This window comes from Bacillus sp. FJAT-27245 (genome assembly GCF_001273955.1).
Classification (GTDB): Bacteria; Bacillota; Bacilli; order Bacillales; family Cytobacillaceae; genus Bacillus_D.
In genome coordinates, this window is sequence record NZ_LIGI01000001.1 from 4,040,590 (window position 1) to 4,056,914 (window position 16,325).

13 protein-coding genes are annotated in these 16,325 nt (G+C 47.7%); 5 read left to right on the forward strand and 8 right to left on the reverse strand.

Translation table 11 applies throughout. From position 1 onward, the window contains the following. Positions 1–23 precede the first annotated feature (23 nt). The 7 genes from hpf to ADU24_RS19970 all read right to left on the reverse strand — a co-directional run bounded on the left by hpf (position 24) and on the right by ADU24_RS19970 (position 7,590). Positions 24–572 (reverse strand): ribosome hibernation-promoting factor, HPF/YfiA family, encoded by a 549-nt coding sequence (hpf, locus tag ADU24_RS19940; RefSeq protein WP_053368276.1) that lies wholly within the window; start codon positions 570–572, stop codon positions 24–26. A 202-nt stretch (positions 573–774) separates the two neighbouring features. Next, the gene (locus ADU24_RS19945; protein WP_053368277.1) at positions 775–1,491 is read right to left on the reverse strand and encodes a ComF family protein; all 717 of its coding nucleotides are present in this window, start codon (positions 1,489–1,491) and stop codon (positions 775–777) included. A 79-nt stretch (positions 1,492–1,570) separates the two neighbouring features. Next, a complete protein-coding gene (locus tag ADU24_RS19950; RefSeq protein ID WP_082306987.1) occupies positions 1,571–3,076 on the reverse strand; it encodes a DEAD/DEAH box helicase in 1,506 nt (501 codons plus the stop codon). Further along, the gene (locus ADU24_RS19955; protein ID WP_053368278.1) at positions 3,066–4,067 is read right to left on the reverse strand and encodes a nuclease-related domain-containing protein; all 1,002 of its coding nucleotides are present in this window, start codon (positions 4,065–4,067) and stop codon (positions 3,066–3,068) included. Before ADU24_RS19955 ends, ADU24_RS19950 begins: the two co-directional genes overlap by 11 nt. A gap of 586 nt (positions 4,068–4,653) precedes the next feature. Further along, a complete protein-coding gene (locus ADU24_RS19960) occupies positions 4,654–5,493 on the reverse strand; it encodes a DegV family protein (protein WP_053368279.1) in 840 nt (279 codons plus the stop codon). A gap of 228 nt (positions 5,494–5,721) precedes the next feature. Next, complete coding sequence (locus ADU24_RS19965; RefSeq protein ID WP_053368280.1) at positions 5,722–6,408, reverse strand: response regulator; 687 nt, start codon at positions 6,406–6,408, stop codon at positions 5,722–5,724. Positions 6,409–6,441: 33 nt separating this feature from the next. Continuing rightward, positions 6,442–7,590, reverse strand: coding sequence for a sensor histidine kinase (locus ADU24_RS19970; protein ID WP_053369023.1), 1,149 nt, complete (start codon positions 7,588–7,590; stop codon positions 6,442–6,444). Positions 7,591–8,000: 410 nt separating this feature from the next. Here ADU24_RS19970 and ADU24_RS19975 point away from each other — a divergent pair, with 410 nt between their 5' ends. The 5 genes from ADU24_RS19975 (at position 8,001) to ADU24_RS19995 (ending at position 14,591) form a co-directional block, all read left to right on the forward strand. After that, a complete protein-coding gene (locus ADU24_RS19975; protein WP_053368281.1) occupies positions 8,001–8,642 on the forward strand; it encodes a YigZ family protein in 642 nt (213 codons plus the stop codon). A gap of 91 nt (positions 8,643–8,733) precedes the next feature. Next, a complete protein-coding gene (locus tag ADU24_RS19980) occupies positions 8,734–9,777 on the forward strand; it encodes an LCP family protein (protein WP_053368282.1) in 1,044 nt (347 codons plus the stop codon). Positions 9,778–10,187: 410 nt separating this feature from the next. Further along, positions 10,188–12,215 (forward strand): N-acetylmuramoyl-L-alanine amidase, encoded by a 2,028-nt coding sequence (locus ADU24_RS19985; protein ID WP_082306988.1) that lies wholly within the window; start codon positions 10,188–10,190, stop codon positions 12,213–12,215. 143 nt (positions 12,216–12,358) lie between these two features. Next, positions 12,359–13,066: an SH3 domain-containing protein gene (locus ADU24_RS19990; protein WP_053368283.1), complete on the forward strand. Its 708-nt coding sequence runs from the start codon at positions 12,359–12,361 to the stop codon at positions 13,064–13,066. Between the two features lies 1 nt (position 13,067). Beyond that, complete coding sequence (locus ADU24_RS19995) at positions 13,068–14,591, forward strand: SpoIID/LytB domain-containing protein (protein WP_053368284.1); 1,524 nt, start codon at positions 13,068–13,070, stop codon at positions 14,589–14,591. Between the two features lie 364 nt (positions 14,592–14,955). Here ADU24_RS19995 and ADU24_RS20000 read toward each other — a convergent pair whose 3' ends face one another. Further along, positions 14,956–16,185 carry a glycosyltransferase family 4 protein gene (locus ADU24_RS20000; RefSeq protein WP_053368285.1) on the reverse strand — a complete coding sequence of 410 codons (1,230 nt, stop codon included), beginning with the start codon at positions 16,183–16,185 and terminating at the stop codon, positions 14,956–14,958. Positions 16,186–16,325: the final 140 nt, after the last annotated feature.

Genomic DNA, 16,325 nt, shown 5'->3' on the forward strand with positions numbered 1-16,325 from the left:
CTACCAATGGAAGATTCACTTTATCAATGGGCTTCAATCAAACCGTAGCGGCCATCGTGGCGCTTGTAGACCACGTTCGTTTGGTTCGTTTCGGCGTTTGTGAATACGTAGAAGTTATGGCCAAGCATGTTCATCTGCAGGATGGCTTCTTCGCTGTCCATTGGCTTTAATTCAAATCGCTTCGTACGGACTACCTCAAGTTCGTCATCCTCGAACTCGGAGGATTCAGACCCCTGTACAGTTGCGAACATTGCGGCGAAATCGCCTTTTTCACGGAATTTACGGTTAACTTTTGTTTTATGCTTACGGATTTGGCGTTCCAATTTATCGGTAATCAGGTCAACCGCGGCATACATGTCTTCATGGCTTTCCTCTGCGCGGAGGACGAGATGCGGCATCGGAATTGTTACTTCAACTTTGGAAGTCTTGTCCTGGAAAACTTTGAGGTTTACGTTTACATTTGAATCCGGTGTTTCAGTAAAGTACCTTTCCAGTTTGGAAATCTTTTTTTCCACATACTCGCGAATTGCTGGAGTTACTTCAATGTTTTCACCACGAATGTTGTAATTCATAATGAAACTCCTCCTTTTGTTAAGACTATGTATCTATACTTCTCCTTTACCCTATGAGAATCCTGCTAAAACAGAACAAAAAGTTTGTCGATTATTTGACAAATGCACTAAGGATATAGTGACAACCTTTTTTTCTCGCAAAAATAGACTCTTTTTTCGGTATTAATCATCGATGGGGCTTGTCGTAGAATGGGGAATTGTGTCAGCCTCTGGCAATTGTAAGCGAAGAAATTTCCTCCGCCCCCGCTTCCTTCAGAAGTTTGGCCGCATGGCGGAGAGTCGAACCGGTAGTGTAAATATCATCGATGAGAAGGATTTTTTTAAAAGCAAGTTCAGGGGTTCCCGAGAGCCGGAAAACCTGCGGGATATCAATGCGCGCTTCCCGGGACTTCTTCGATTGCTTTTCACCGTGGATCCGGGCAAGCAAAAGCTCATACGGCAGGCCGGCTTCCCTTACGATTGCTTCCGCCTGGTTGAAGCCACGCTCATACTGCCTTTCCGGGCTTAACGGGATTGGAACAACAATATCAGGCTTCCATTTTCGGATTTCCTCAGCAGCCAACCCGCTGAATGCCCTTGCCAGGATGTAGTCACCCCGGTACTTGAAACGAGCAATCACCTCCTTCAGAAAATCATTGTATACGTAAAGCGAACGATTGCGGGTGAGCAGCCCCGCCCACTCAACATCCTGTTCCCAGCGGTGGCAGTCGCCGCAAAGCTCTCCGACCCGAAACCTCTCGTCGTATCCCGAAAACGGCCGCCCGCAAATGCTACACTGGCATCCGTCCACCCTTTGAAGGCGTCCCGTACACGGCTCGCAGACTATGTACTCCTTCACCTTCGCAAACAAGTTTGTCCACGATTCCTCTTCGTCGGCTTCATTACCGCACAGCAGGCAGCGGTTTGTTGTAAAAAGCATTTCATGCCCTCCTCTAAATGTTCGGCTTCAGTAGTGGATGGGCCTACGGAAGACTTTATAAAAATCCGTCTGCCTAATTTTAATCAAGCAATCCCCTGGCTTTCCCTTCCCTGTTCATCGCAAGTATTTGCTTTCGCGCATCGACCATCGCATTTGTTTTACCGTAATGAAAGAATGTTACGATACCGGTTGGGTGCCTGGCACTCCTTCCCGCCCGCCCGGCGATTTGGACGAGGGCGCTTTCGGTAAAAATGCGGTCCTCGGCACCGATGACCGCTACGTCAATGTTTGCGATGGTGACGCCACGCTCAAGAATGGTGGTGGTCAGGAGGATGGGCGTTTCACCGGTCCTCATTCTCTGAATTTTTTCCTTCCTGTCCGGATCCTCGGCGTGGACCGATTCAATCCCTTTATGAAGCTTTTTTAAAATCGGCAAGGCCGCTTGCATCGATTCGATGTGTGGGAAGAAGACGAGCGCCTGCTTGCCAGCATTGAGTCTTTCGTTAATCCATTTCCCGCATTCCTTAGGCAGCTGTTTTTTCAAAAGCTGTTTCTGCCAATTGCCGCACCAGGCGAATTCCGGGACAGGAAGAGGGTGGCGATGGAACCTCGCCGGTATTGTCACATAGGGGCGTTTCCCCGAACGGCATTCATCCTGCCACTTCTTGCTCGGGGTGGCGGTAAGATAGATAATGGAAGAAATCGACTTTCTCGCCCTTTCTGCGGCATATTGAAGCGATTCATCCATCGTGTACGGGAACGCATCGACTTCATCGAGGATCATCGTATCAAACGCATGGCAGAACCGGAGAAGCTGATGGGTTGTCGCAATCGTCAGCTGGGCACACACGTGGCGGTCCTCGCTTCCTCCGTACAAGGATGCAATTTTAATAGAAGGAAAAGCCTGCTTAAGGCGTGGAGTGAGTTCGAGGACGACATCAGTCCGTGGAGTGGCAATGCAGGCCCGCTTTCCGCTCGCGATAGCTGCTTCAATCGCAGGAAACAGCACCTCAGTTTTCCCAGCTCCGCAGACCGCCCAAACTAGGACACTAGTATCCTGGCGGACGGCTTCTACAGCCCGGGTGGCGGCAACTAGCTGGCCTTCGGAAAGAGTGCCATCCCATTCAAGAATTTTATTAGTGGCTTGAAAAACTGGAGGCGGCCCCGACCAGCCAATAAGCGGTGTACATTCACTCACCCGTCCCATCATGATGCACTTCCTGCAATACGAACAAGCCTCCCCGCACCGCGAACATGCGAATGATGCGAACAAACCGGGATCCTTGTTCCGGCACCGGGAGCAGCGAGGCCTTTTCCCAAGGTATTCAACTCCTTTCGAGTATGTTATGAAGCCATTTTCATAGTGGGTGTGGATTTCTTCTAGGGGCAGGTTGATATCATCGAGGAGCAGCTGTTTTCCGGCGAGGAGTTCTTGGAGGTATGGGTTCGGTGTAAAGTCGGGGTTGAGCGGTGGTTGCGGGATGAATTGCAGCTGGGAGATACGGTGCGTGCCAGGCGGGAAATGCGGATGTTGTTCGTTTGGGTGGATGGGGATAATTTGGCCTTTTGAAAATTCAAATCTCATCCTGCTCCCCCTCTGCAAAAAGGATATTGTTAGGTATTAATGAAGTTGGTGCAAAATAAACTCTTGCCTTCCCTTCACCACTCCATGTTAGCCCGCTGTTTTTTAAAATACGATTGGCTACACGCCTCGACGGAATTTCAAGAAAAGTACGCAGCTGCTTATTTGTGATGAATGGCCGAAAGATGAGAAGGTAATCCATTAGTTTTTGCAAATGGGCATCTTGTGAACAATGATCACATTGGCAGCAAACCCATCTATATTTTACAAACACCATTTTCCCCCTGCATTTTCCGCAAAGAACCCCTTTTAAAATATCCCTCTCCGTTAAACGGTAAATTTCTGCAATATTCTGTTGTGCGGGGCTATGAAGCTTAAGAAGGAAATTGCAAACTTCTTCGATATCATCAATTTTTATAACCTCATCAGTATAATAGCCATCCAACTCAATGATTTTCTGGACAAGGCTTGAAGCATGGAAAACTCGCTTCATCGTTTTTGCGTCTGTTTTCAATATTGTTTTATGGCTGGCAATCGAAACAATATAATCGAAAGGCAAACTGGGGATCAGCTCTATCAAAATTTCTTTAAGCTGGAGGATAATATTCTTCGCTTGGGTGATGGGATCCTCAAAGGCCTCTTCCGTATCATCGTTAATCCGAATCAATTGGTCGAATACACCATCAAAAAATAAGGTTCCTTTTATATTTTTCGACTCAATTACAAGGCAATATCTTGTTGTGACTATAAGGGAATCAATTTGAAAAAAATAACCTTTGAAAGGGAGGCGGAGGTCATTCAGTATATAGTATTTATCCTGTTGGGGAAGCAACCGGAGGTAGTAGTCAATCTGGGTCTCTCCCCAGTAACCCGCTTTTCGCCGGTAATAGTCGGATTCAATTTCTGAATAGGCTGGATTTTGGGGAGAAATGTTCCTAAGGAGAGCTTCATCCTTAAGGATGCGAAGGGGAATTGTTCTTTCCTTGACATTCAAAAAATTTCACTCCTTTTTCTTTGTAAATTTGTGATTTCCCCATGAATGTCCGGTTTCCCTTCCTGGATTGCGGGAAATTTTTGAACATTTTTTGAACAATGTTGGTAGTGGCTAATCATGCTGGGGCTATCTAGCAAACTGCTAGCGGTTTGTTAGTTTTTATATGAACCGGATTTGCCAGTTTATGAACCGCGGTGGACGTTTTATGAACCAGTTTCGGATTTTATGAACTGAATTCCAAATTTATGAACCGCCCCCCTGTCCAACCACCTCAAGTTACCACAAAAAATGAACAAGCCACCCTGCTTCGCGAGGGTGGCCGGCAGTTGGATTACAAGCTACGCTTCCTAATTTCAATTTCAATATGCTAGCAGCCTCTAGCTTTTATGAACCTGGTTTGTTAGTTTATGAACCGCGGTGGACGTTTTATGAACCAGTTTCGGATTTTATGAACCGATGGAACGGTTTTATGAACCGAATTCCAAATTTATGAACCGTCCCCCCTGCCCAACCACCTCAAGTTACCACAAAAGAACAAACCACCCCGCTTCGCCAGGGTGGCCGTATAACAACATAAATAAAACTCCTACTTCCTATACCATCCCATCCCCATCGCACCTTCTCCAAGATGCGTACCAATGACGGCGCCAAAGTAGCTGACCATGAATTCGACATGGGGGAAGGCTTCTGCAAGTTCAGCTTTCCACTCGAGGGCTTCTGCCTCACGGTTGGCGTGGATGATGACGGCGCGGTATTGCCCGCCTGCAGCGACGGTTTCACCGAGCAGGTCGACGATCCGGTTCATTGCCCGTTTCCGGGTGCGGATTTTTTCAAAAGGCACGATTTTTTTATCCACGAAATGGAGGAGCGGTTTGACCTGGAGCAGGCCTCCAATGAACGCCTGGGCACTGGACAAACGGCCGCCGCGCTGGAGATGGGCAAGGTCATCGACCATAAAGTAGGCGCGGACGGATTGCTTCATTTCCCCGAGCCTGGCAAGAATGGCATCCGGTTCTTCCTCGCGCTGTGCCATCTCAGCCGCTTCCAGGACATAAAACCCCTGCACCATGCAGCTAATTTCCGAATCGAACGGGTAAATCTTCACCTCTTCGACCATACCGCCGGCCGTAACCGCACCCTGGTACGTGCCGCTGATCCCGCTCGACAAGTGGATGCTAATAATCGCATCATATTCCCTGGAAAGCTGTTCATACAACTCGACGAACTGGCCAATCGGCGGCTGGGAAGTCGTTGGCAATTCCTTTGTTTTGACCTCCTCGTAAAATTCGGCCGCTCCCAATTCGACTTCTTCCTGATACGCTTCTTCACCGAAAATAACATTCAGCGGAATCATATATATATTCAATTTTTCTCGCATTTCACGGGGTATGTAGGCTGTACTGTCTGTTACGACTGCGGTTTTCATCATTTACCATCCTTATCCAATCAACGTTGCTACCATTGTACCGAATCCACGGCCGGATTGCACCATTGAATCGAAACACCAGCTTCATGAATATACAGCGGCCAACCAGCCTTCACCCCCTTTTTTTGAAAAAAAAGAACACGGGAATCCTCCCGTGTCCTTTGCCAATGCACCATGATGCACTTATGTATATTGTGAACGCACACACCACTCTATTCGCCCACAAACTTATTTAACTTCCACCCAGCCATTCTTAATGGCTACAACGACTGCCTGGGTACGGTCGTTTACATTCATCTTCTGCAAAATATTGCTCACATGGTTCTTTACTGTCTTTTCGCTGATGTAGAGCGCTTCGCCTATGCCGCGGTTGCTTTTTCCATCAGCAAGCATTTGAAGCACTTCACACTCTCTCCTTGTCAGGAGGTGGAGAGGGCGGCGGATTTCGGGCTGCTGAAGTGTGGCAGCCGCGCTTTCTTCACCGGACCCGACGAGGCGGCGATATTCGTTCACCAGGTTATGCGTTACCTTCGGATGAAGATAGGAGCCCCCACCGGCCACAACCTTGACGGCCTCGATTAGCGCATCGGCATCCATCTCTTTTAGAAGATAGCCGCGTGCTCCTGTTTGAAGCGCGTGCATCACATAATTCTCATCATCATGGATCGACAGGATGATAATTTTCGCGTCAGGGTACCGTTCCATTACGCGCCCCGTTGCCTCGACCCCGTTCAGGGTAGGCATATTGATGTCCATGATGACAACATCCGGATCATATTCCCGAATCAAATCGAGCGCGGCAGTCCCATCATCTCCTTCGGCAACAACCTGAAAAGACTTTTCAAACTCCAGGATTCTTTTTACGCCTTCCCGAAAAAGCTGGTGGTCATCAATAATTACTATTCTCGTTTTCAATCCAATCGCCTCCTTGTAACTACTGCCTGCCACTTACTTCCCATCCGGAAACGGAACCTGGATAATGACCGCGGCTCCTTTCCCGGGCTTGGAGGAGATGGCAAACTGGCCCCCCAAAAGGTCGACTCTTTCTTTCATTCCCATTATGCCGAACGAATTGTATTTCCGTTTTTTCGGGTCAAATCCCTTCCCGTCATCTTTTACAACGACGGTAACAGCATTCTCAGATATTTCAAGCTTCACCTGGATTTCTGTCGCCTCCGCGTGTTTAAGCGCGTTTTGGACCGATTCCTGGATGAGCCTGAACAGCGCTACCTCGTAATTTGCGGGAAGGCGCCGTTCTTCCTTTAAATTGTAAAATGCAATTTTTACGGTTTTGTAATAATCTTCTATCGTACGCAAGTATTTTTTGAGGGTCGGTACAAGGCCAAGATCATCAAGGGCCATCGGGCGCAAGTCGTAAATAATCCGGCGGACTTCATAGAGGGAAGTCCTGACCATTTGCTTAAAGCTTTTTATTTCGGCTAGAGCCGCATCGATTCCGTCTTCACGGTAGACCCGCTCAATCAAATCGGAGCGCATCATGACGTTTGCAAGCATTTGCGCCGGCCCGTCATGGATTTCCCGCGACAGCCTCCGCCGCTCCTCTTCCTGCGCCTCGATGATTTTTATGCCGAATTCCTGCTTTAGCTTTGCATCCTCAAGGATATCGCCCATTTCCTTCAAATCGCTCATTAAGTAATTCATGACGACGGAAATTTGCGAAACGAGGTGGTCTGCCCGCTCAATCGTATCCCGGATAACACGCATCCTTCGCTGCAGGTCTTTTTTCCGTTCGCCAAGCTGCTTTTCCATCTGCCTGTTCAAGGTCAGTTCCATTTGCAGCTGATGCGCCTTCTCGTAGGCTTCACGCACTTCGTCCTCGGTATAATCCTTAAAGTGCATGCTCACTTCTGAAAGCACATCCCGGGCTCTGCGCACCTGTCCCTCGAGCCTGTCTCCCTCGCATATGACCCTGGCAGTCAATTCCTCAACCTCTGCCAGTTCGGATGTGAGCGTTTCATGATCGGTCCTGGACTGCTCGCCAATCCTGAAAATTTCATCCTTGCTTTTCCCGACGGATTCAATCATTCTATCAAGAATGATATCGAGTGTTTTCGTGTCAAAATCCTTTATACTCATTGCCATTCTCCGCCCCACCTAAACTCCGTATCGGGCTAGGCTGCCGTATTGGCAGATTAAGCCCTTTTTCCCTAGTTTATCGTGAATGTTTAAATGAAACTATCTCTATTTGGAATAAAATATAGTTTTCGCCAAAAATCGGCAATTCGATTCACGATTGATTTCTCTATCTAAATCCTTTAGCCTATAGGATGGGTGGCTAAACATCATTGTACTAGGATTTTTTAACTAAACGCAAAGTTTTCGTTTTGAATCACTAGGATACCACTATACAAACAGTAATAATTATAGCATGTTAGATTTTTCAATGTTTAAATATTTTCGTTTTTTTGGCTAAAAAGCACTATAGTAGAGGTTGGGAAATATAAAATAACGGGTAGTTAACAAGTGGGAAAGAAAGGAGCCCTGGAATGCTTGCTGTTTATCGTACTGTGAAACAAACCGGCACACATGAAATTGCCATTGAAAGGTCACGGTTCATCGCGCATTGCGCCCGTGCCGAATCAGAAGCCGAGGCACAGGATTTCATATCGGAAATCAAGCGGCTTCACCGGGACGCGACCCATAATTGCTCTGCCTACCTGATAGGCGAAAACGACCAAATCCAAAAAGCGAATGATGACGGGGAACCAAGCGGCACAGCCGGGGTACCGATTCTTGAAGTTCTAAAAAAGAAGAAATTGAAGGACACGGTCGTTGTTGTAACGAGGTACTTTGGAGGAATCAAGCTAGGCGCCGGCGGATTGATTCGCGCCTATGGGAAATCGGCCTCGGAAGGACTTAACGCAACTGGGATTGTTGAAAGGATCCTTATGCAGGGCATGAAGGTTTCAGTCGACTATACATGGATTGGGAAACTTGAAAACGAATTGAGGAACGCTCCCTACATCCTGAATGGCGTCGACTATTCGGATAAGGCCATTTTTGACGTTTTTGTGAAGGAAAATGAAACCGGGGATTTTACTGACTGGATGACTGAGCTGACAAACGGCCAGGCTTCAATTACAGAGGGCAGCTTAAGCTATTTGGAAAAAGACTGGATTGAAAAATAATCCTATTTACTCTAGTTGGAAATTACTATAAAATAAAGTATTGCCGCAAGTTATTTTTGTTTCATATTTCGACTTAAGTGAGGATCTTTCCATGATTGAGAATACAAGATTAAAAAGGAAGAAAAAACGGAAAATGCGGATTTTCCGGATTATTGCCCTGCTGATGGCATTCCTTGTGATTGGAACCGTCTCCTTTTTTGCATATGAGATTTTTTATAGTACCCAAAAAGCTTCCAAGAGTATATACCAGCAGCTTGATGCTGATAAAACAGCCCCTGACGTCCAAATTACAAAGGACCCCTTCACTGTCCTGCTCGTCGGGATCGAAAACCAAGGTGGCGGGGAACGATCGGATGTCCTGATGCTTGCGACCGTCAATCCGAAAACCGAAAAAATATACATGCTGAGCATCCCGCGGGATACGAGGCTATATATTGACGAGGTAGGCTATAAGACCAAGATTACACATTCGTACGGGCATGGCGGAATTGAGACAACCATTAAGGCTGTCCAGAGCCTCATTGACGTCCCAATCGATTACTATATTTCCACGAACTTTGATGGATTCGAGGATGTCGTCGATACATTGAATGGCGTAAAGGTGGATGTGCCTTTTACCTTCAAGGCGCAGCTGACCGGCAGCTTGAAGTGGAAAACCTACTACAAAGGCGAAATGGACCTGAACGGCAACGAAGCGCTCGCTTATGTGCGGATGAGGAAAACCGATCCGAACGGCGACCATGGCCGGAACGAGCGCCAGCAGCAGGTCATTAAAGCCATTATCGACAAAGGGACTTCATTTACATCCATTACAAAGATTGATAATTTAATAGACGACATGGGGAAAAACGTTAAAACCAACATTCCCCCATCCAAATTTGCAAGTTTTGTGAAACTGTATTCCAAGCTTAAAAACGCACCAATTCAGAATCTTAAAATCGCGGGTTCCGACCAAACAATCAACAATGGTTCCTATTTCATCCCGGACGAGGATTCACTTGCCGAGCTGACCACGCTTCTGTCACAGGCGCGAAACGGAGGCACTGGTGACTCATCTTCCTTGGCAGGCACAAGTTCTGCCAATTCCGCTGCCGCATCAGGCTTGGATGACGACGGCCAGAACTGGAATGATTAGCATCGATTCCATTTTTGAACGAGTGTGGGAATGGGTACCGGCCGCCAATTTAAATTTTTCAGTTGGGCGGAAATAAGCAACTCCCCGCAACTCCACTTTTCAGCGAATACAGGAGCGAATAGGGGCAGGCAGATCTCCTTTTTTTAAAAAACCATTCATACGAACCAGGCTTCCGCCGTCCAGACGGGAGCTTTTTATATGCAAACAACCGGTAATTTATTCCTGCGAACCCATTTCTTTTTTTTCAAGAAACCGCTATGTACCGCAGTTTTCAAAGTGATGGTATCCTTGGCAATTCGCCCATTAATCTCCCAATCTGCCAGAATAGAACTATATTCGCATTGGAATGTTTGACAAATTCCGCTAAAATAGTTATTGAATCTGAATGTCCATGGAGGGATAACGATAACGTGAAAAAGTTTTTAGCCTCTTCTGTCCTTGCTACAACGGTTCTGTTTCCTGTCCTCGCTGGAGCGGAAGAGTTGCGTTTGCCGACCAAGTTAACTACAGCCGAGAAAGTAGAAATACATAAAGGTGCCACCGTGAATTACCCGGTCGTTACTTTTATTTCCTCCGGCCAGAAAGTTACAGTCATTGATCAATTTACAAATTCTCTTGGCCAATTATGGTACAGGGTGGACCTTGGAACAATAAAAGGGTGGGCACCGGCCACCCAATTCAAAAAATTGGATGAAACGGAACCGCCAGCACCACCGGCTCCCGAGCTTCCAGGCGGAGGCCTGGAAATTGGCGCAGATGTTTATTCCTATCTGAACAACGCGGAAGTAAGGCGTGGCGCATCGGTCTCTTACGCAGTCAATGCCTATCTCTCCTTTAATGCAAAAGTACCTGTCCTGGCAACCTACACATCCCCGTCTGGTGAAGTATGGCTAAGGGTTCAGGCAACACCAACGGTCGCTGGCTGGATTCCCGCCTCACAGGTGGGCACTGCCCAGGCATTGGACATGCCTTTATTCGTGAGCGTCAATTCGGCGAATGTGCGCAGCGGCCCTTCAATGGACAATGATGTAATGGAAGCCTATCCGAAAGGGACAGCATTCAGGGCATTGGAGCAGCAGGCGGATGCTACCGGGGATGTATGGTACAAGGTGCTGACCCCGTCAAACCAGAACTACTGGGTGCACGAGACGGTCGTTTCACAGCAGCCTGTCTATGTTTCTCCTACAAGGTATGTAGCGACCAGAAACACCTCCCTGTATTCGGGAGCGAGCTATCAATATAGAATAAAGCAAAAATTGGATTATTTAGGCACTGTTACTTTTTTACAAGAATTCACGAACTCCCTAGGGCAAACGTGGCTGAATGTAAAAACGCCAACAGGCGTCACCGGCTGGGTGCCCAAATCTGAACTTGTTACATCAAAAAGTGAAATCACCTATGTATATGGGATGAACAAGGCACCGGTGAGGCGAGGAGCTTCCACGAATTACGCCGTCTCTGTGTATCTGAAGGAAAACGAGGCAGTGACGGTCCTGAACGAGCTGAACGGCTGGCTGAATGTCGAAACATCGGCCGGAATCCGCGGATGGGTCGACAAATCGCTTACCTCCCCTACGTCCCTTACGATAAGAAGGCTTTCGGCGCCAACTTTGGAAGTCAGGAACGGAGACCAGTATCTCGTTTGGAAAAAGTCATCCAACTATAAATTTAAATATTCAACATCAGGCAACCAGCTGAAACTGTATGGCGGCCTGACGGACATTGAAACGCCCAATGTATTTGTGCCGGGAATCGAATCGGTTTCAGTACAGAATTATGGCTCGGGAGAAAAGTCCGCGGTGCTGACCTTCCAGCCAGGACATACTTTCACCATCCGCAACAGCAAGACCGAGGTAACGATCAAAGTCATGGAAACTGGCCTATTCGGCAAAAAAATCCTCATTGACCCCGGACATGGCGGCAAGGATCCCGGAGCAATCGGCCCTACCGGATTGCGGGAAAAAGATGTTGTCCTTTCAACCGGCCTTCTGTTAAAAAAGGAATTGGAAAGCCAAGGGGCAATCGTTTTCATGACCCGCTCGACTGATGTGTTCCTTGAACTTTCACAAAGGACCGCGATCGCAAATGCCTCTGATTACGATGCGTTTATAAGCCTGCATGCGAATGCGAATACTTCCCAAACACCTAGAGGGACGGAAACGTATTACAATACGACTGTGAACTTCAATGGCGTGAAAAGTGCGAAAATGGCTGATTCGATTCAAAAAAATCTCGTTTCGACCATCGGAACTCCAAGCCGGGGCGTCAAGGAACAGGAGTTTTATGTCAACAGGATGAACGAGCTGCCAAGCATTTTGATTGAACTCGCCTTTATCTCGAATAAAACAGAAGAAACCCTCATGCGTTCCGATACGTTCAGGAGGAACTCGGCAATAGGAATCCGCAAAGGGCTTGAAGAGTATTTCAGCAATCTCTAGGAATTTTCAATCTACTTGTTGAAAAAAATCGCCAGTTTGCGACTTTCATATAATTCTAGTCATCAAGAGAAAATGATAGGGACACTGCTTTACTTTTTCCCCTATCATTTTCTCTTAAACATTTGTACAGGGGGTTAAAAAGAATGAAACGCACGAAGAAACTTATTGCCGCAGGGGCGATCGCCCTTGGGATTGGCACAGGAGCAGTCATTTTTACACCAATGGGCATGAACGCAGCCGGGAACGTTGTCCTTGCAAGCGTAGATTGGGTAACATCCCAGGTTAATCCGTTAAAAACGAGATTAACAACGCTTGAAACAAAGACAGCCGACCTTGAAGCAAAAATCACTAAACAGCAGCAGGAAATCGAGAGCCTTAGGGCACAAATCGGGAACCAGACACCGCCACCGCCGCCTGCAGAAGGACAGCTGCCGTCCACCGTTTACGCGAAGGGCTCTGTCAACATCCGTTCCGGGGCATCGACCGAATATAAAATCCTTGCCACAAAACCTGCCGGAAGCGCATTGAAGGTAGTCGGTTCCATAACAGTTTCCACAGGGCTCTGGTACAGGGTTGAAGTAACATCAAGCACATTGGGCTGGGTTTTCTCAGGCGATGTTTCAACAACAAAGCCATCTGCCACTACTCCAACGACTGTCACAGTTAAATCAGAGGCGAATATCCGTAAAGGGGCTTCAACTGGCTATCCGATTGTTGCAACCGTTAAAGCGGGGGCAACGCTGAAATACCTGAACACGTTCACAAATTCAAAAGGGGAAACTTGGTACAACGTAGAAACCTCAGCCGGAGTCCGGGGCTGGATGATCAGCACCCTTGGCGAGGTGAATTAAGTTGAAAAAGTTTTATCCGTTCCTTTGCCTCCTGCTTTTATTTTCAGCTTTTCCGAAAACAGGAAAGGCGGCTGAACCCATCCAGTACCAGAATAAAGTCGACGTCTCGATATTCCTGGCGGCGAGCTTTCCAATGGCATTGAATGGGGCGTACCAGCTTGTTAACAAAGATACAGGAAAAGTCCAGATCATTCCGCCCGAAACGACCATTTCGGTAAAAAAGGACACAGCCGGCGTAACGGTAACGTACACCGGATTCAGCGCGACTTCCGCCAAGGGGTTTGACCTCCAGGAAGTTTCTTCAACGAAAAAGATTGCCTATTTCACCTATGAAACCGACATGAGGCGCGGTGCCTCGACCGGCTATGACGTCATTCATACATTCCAGGGAAACGATACCGCCGATTTCCTTGAGGAGATTACAAACTCACAGGGACAAGTATGGTACAGGGTCACAGCCGCCGGAAAAACAGGCTGGGTTCCATTCATGTACGTCAACCTGCTCGACGCGCCTTCCGAGTCGCTTACGAAAATCAACAACAACCTCACATACCGGGGCAGCTTTTTCCTGAAGCCGAACGGCTCAAAGGTTGAAGTCTTGAACACACTCGGCATGGAGGATTATCTAAAAGGGGTCGTACCGAGCGAAATGCCCGCCTCCTGGCACAAGGAAGCCCTGAAGGCCCAGGCTATCGTCGCACGGACATATGCCACCCGGATAAGGGCCCTTACCAGTACTGCGGCCAGCCAGGTTTACCGCGGCTATACTGCGGAAGATCCGAGGTCCAATGCGGCCATTAAGGAAACTGAAGGGCTTCTAGTAAAATACGGCGGTAAAGTGGCCGAAACATTCTTCTTTTCCACAAGCGGCGGAAAAACAGCGAACGTAGGCGATGTTTGGAATTCCAACCAATCCTACTATCCGTATCTCGTTTCCGTCGATGACCCATATGAAACATCGAAATATACTTCGTGGACAGAGGTTTTCCCTGCCTCCACTATTTTAAAATCGTTCGGTTACCCGGCAACGGCCACCCTTTACAACATCACCCTTTCAAAAACAGGCGCGAATGGTGAAGTAAGGGGCGTCACAATTGAAACATCAGCCGGAACAATGACAAAAACCGGAAACGAGCAGCAAATCAGGCAGCTATTCCCGCTCAACAACCCGGGAGCCTACAATATTCTTTACTCGAACTGGTTCGATGTATCAGTGAAGAGGGAAACAGCCGACATGTCCGTCCAGACATCGACAGGCACGGAAGCCATTGAATCACTGAAAGGCTACACAGTCCAGACGCCTCAAGGCACTGTCACACTGGATGGTTCGGGTGTCTCAATCCAAACCTCCGGAGGTGTCGTTTCCAGCGAAGGATCCGGCATATCTGAAATCATCGTCACCGGAAAAGGCTGGGGCCACCGAATCGGCATGAGCCAATACGGAGCCAAGGGATTCGCTGAACGAGGCTACACCGCCGAACAAATCGTCACCCACTACTTCAAGGGAACGACTGTATCGAAGTAATTTAATGTTTTTTGGAAAATCCGCACTGGTTCTGGTGCGGGTTTTTCATTTTGGGGTTTTAGTCGTGTTCATTGGTGTTGGTGTGGGTTTCTATTTGGTGTTTACTACGTATTCGTTGGGGTTGGGGAGTGGGGCCAGGTTCATAATTCTAAAAATCGGTTCGTAAAATAAGGTTTGTGGTTCATAAATTCAGGTTTCAGGTTCATAAATCCTGTTTCCGGTTCATAAACTGACATTTCCGGTTTATAAAAGCCAGGACGCATTAGAAAGGTGCTACCAAAAGTTCACCCTCGGAAAACTCTGACTGAGAATACTCCCACTCCAAAACAAAATGCGGGGCACCTCTGCCCCGCACTCCTCAACCTTATTTCTTCGCCGCGCCTTTAATATTTTCCAAAATGTCATCAACGATACTGATCCATGAATATTGGTCAACAGCAAGCTTCCTACCGTTTTCGCTCATCTTCGTGTATTCGGCTTCGTCAACTTTCATCAAATCGCGAATAGCCGCTGCGATTCCCTCGGGATTTTCCGGCGGAGCAATTTTTCCGCAACTGTATTCCTCAAGGATTGCGGCACTCTCACCGTCGCCGCAATACAGGACCGGAACGCCACAGGATATGGCAGGAAAAATCTTCGAAGGGCGGGCACCCTTGAACAATTCAATATTCCTTAACGACACAATGCTGTAATCCGCAGCGGAGAACAGACGTGGCATTTCGGAAACCGGTACGGATCCATAAAAAGTGACGTTATCGAGCTTCAAGTCTTCCTTCATTTTATGAAGCTTCTCACGCTCCTGGCCGTCACCGACAAAGAGGAAATGTGCATCCGGCTCGGTTTCCTTCAACAACGCCGCGGCCTCCAGGACGGAATCAAGCCCTTGGGCGTAGCCGAACGTTCCGGCGTACATGAACACCTTTTTCCCTTCAGCGCCGATTTCCTGAAGCAGGCCCGCGTCCTTTGGCATCGGCTTGAATGTATCCGTATTGACTCCGTTTGGAAGCAGGAATACATCTTCCGGCTTTTTTCCTTTGTCAATCATATACTGGCGGATCCCTTCTGTTGCGGTTGCAATTTTCCACGACTTTCGGTACAGGAACATTTCAAGCCACTCTGCCATCCGGATAAATTTCTTGTTTTTCAGAATACCAAGCTCAACGGCAGACTCCGGCCATATGTCGGCAACGTTGAATACAAACTTCGCCCGTTTGATTTTCGCGCCCAGGTACCCGGTTATTCCGAGGAATAATGGCGGGGAGTTACAGATGATGACATCGGTCGGCCTTGCCTTGAAAATGGAATAAAATGCGCTGAACGTAAACGAAAAATACGATGCGAGCCGTTTCCAAAAGCTGCCCTTTGGCGATGGATAAATCCAAGAGCGATGGACCGGGATGCCATCCCAATTTTCAAATTTATAAAACATTCCCTTGTACTCGTCGGGGATGACTCCCTTTGGATGGTGCGGGAACGCGGTCAGGACTTCCGCCTGGTGGCCGCGCCGGATCAATTCCTTGCTTACTTCATACACACGGATTTGAGGCGCCCCTGTTTCCGGCGGGAAATGCTGGCATAAATAGATAACTTTCATTTTAAAAACTCCAATATGTTGGGATAAAACTGCTGCCCTTTAAAGGACGGTAGCATAGTGTTTCGAGCACGCAACATTTTCATCAAAAAAAATTGCCGCAAAGCGAATTTACCAAAAGAATACCGCTAATTATTCGTTAT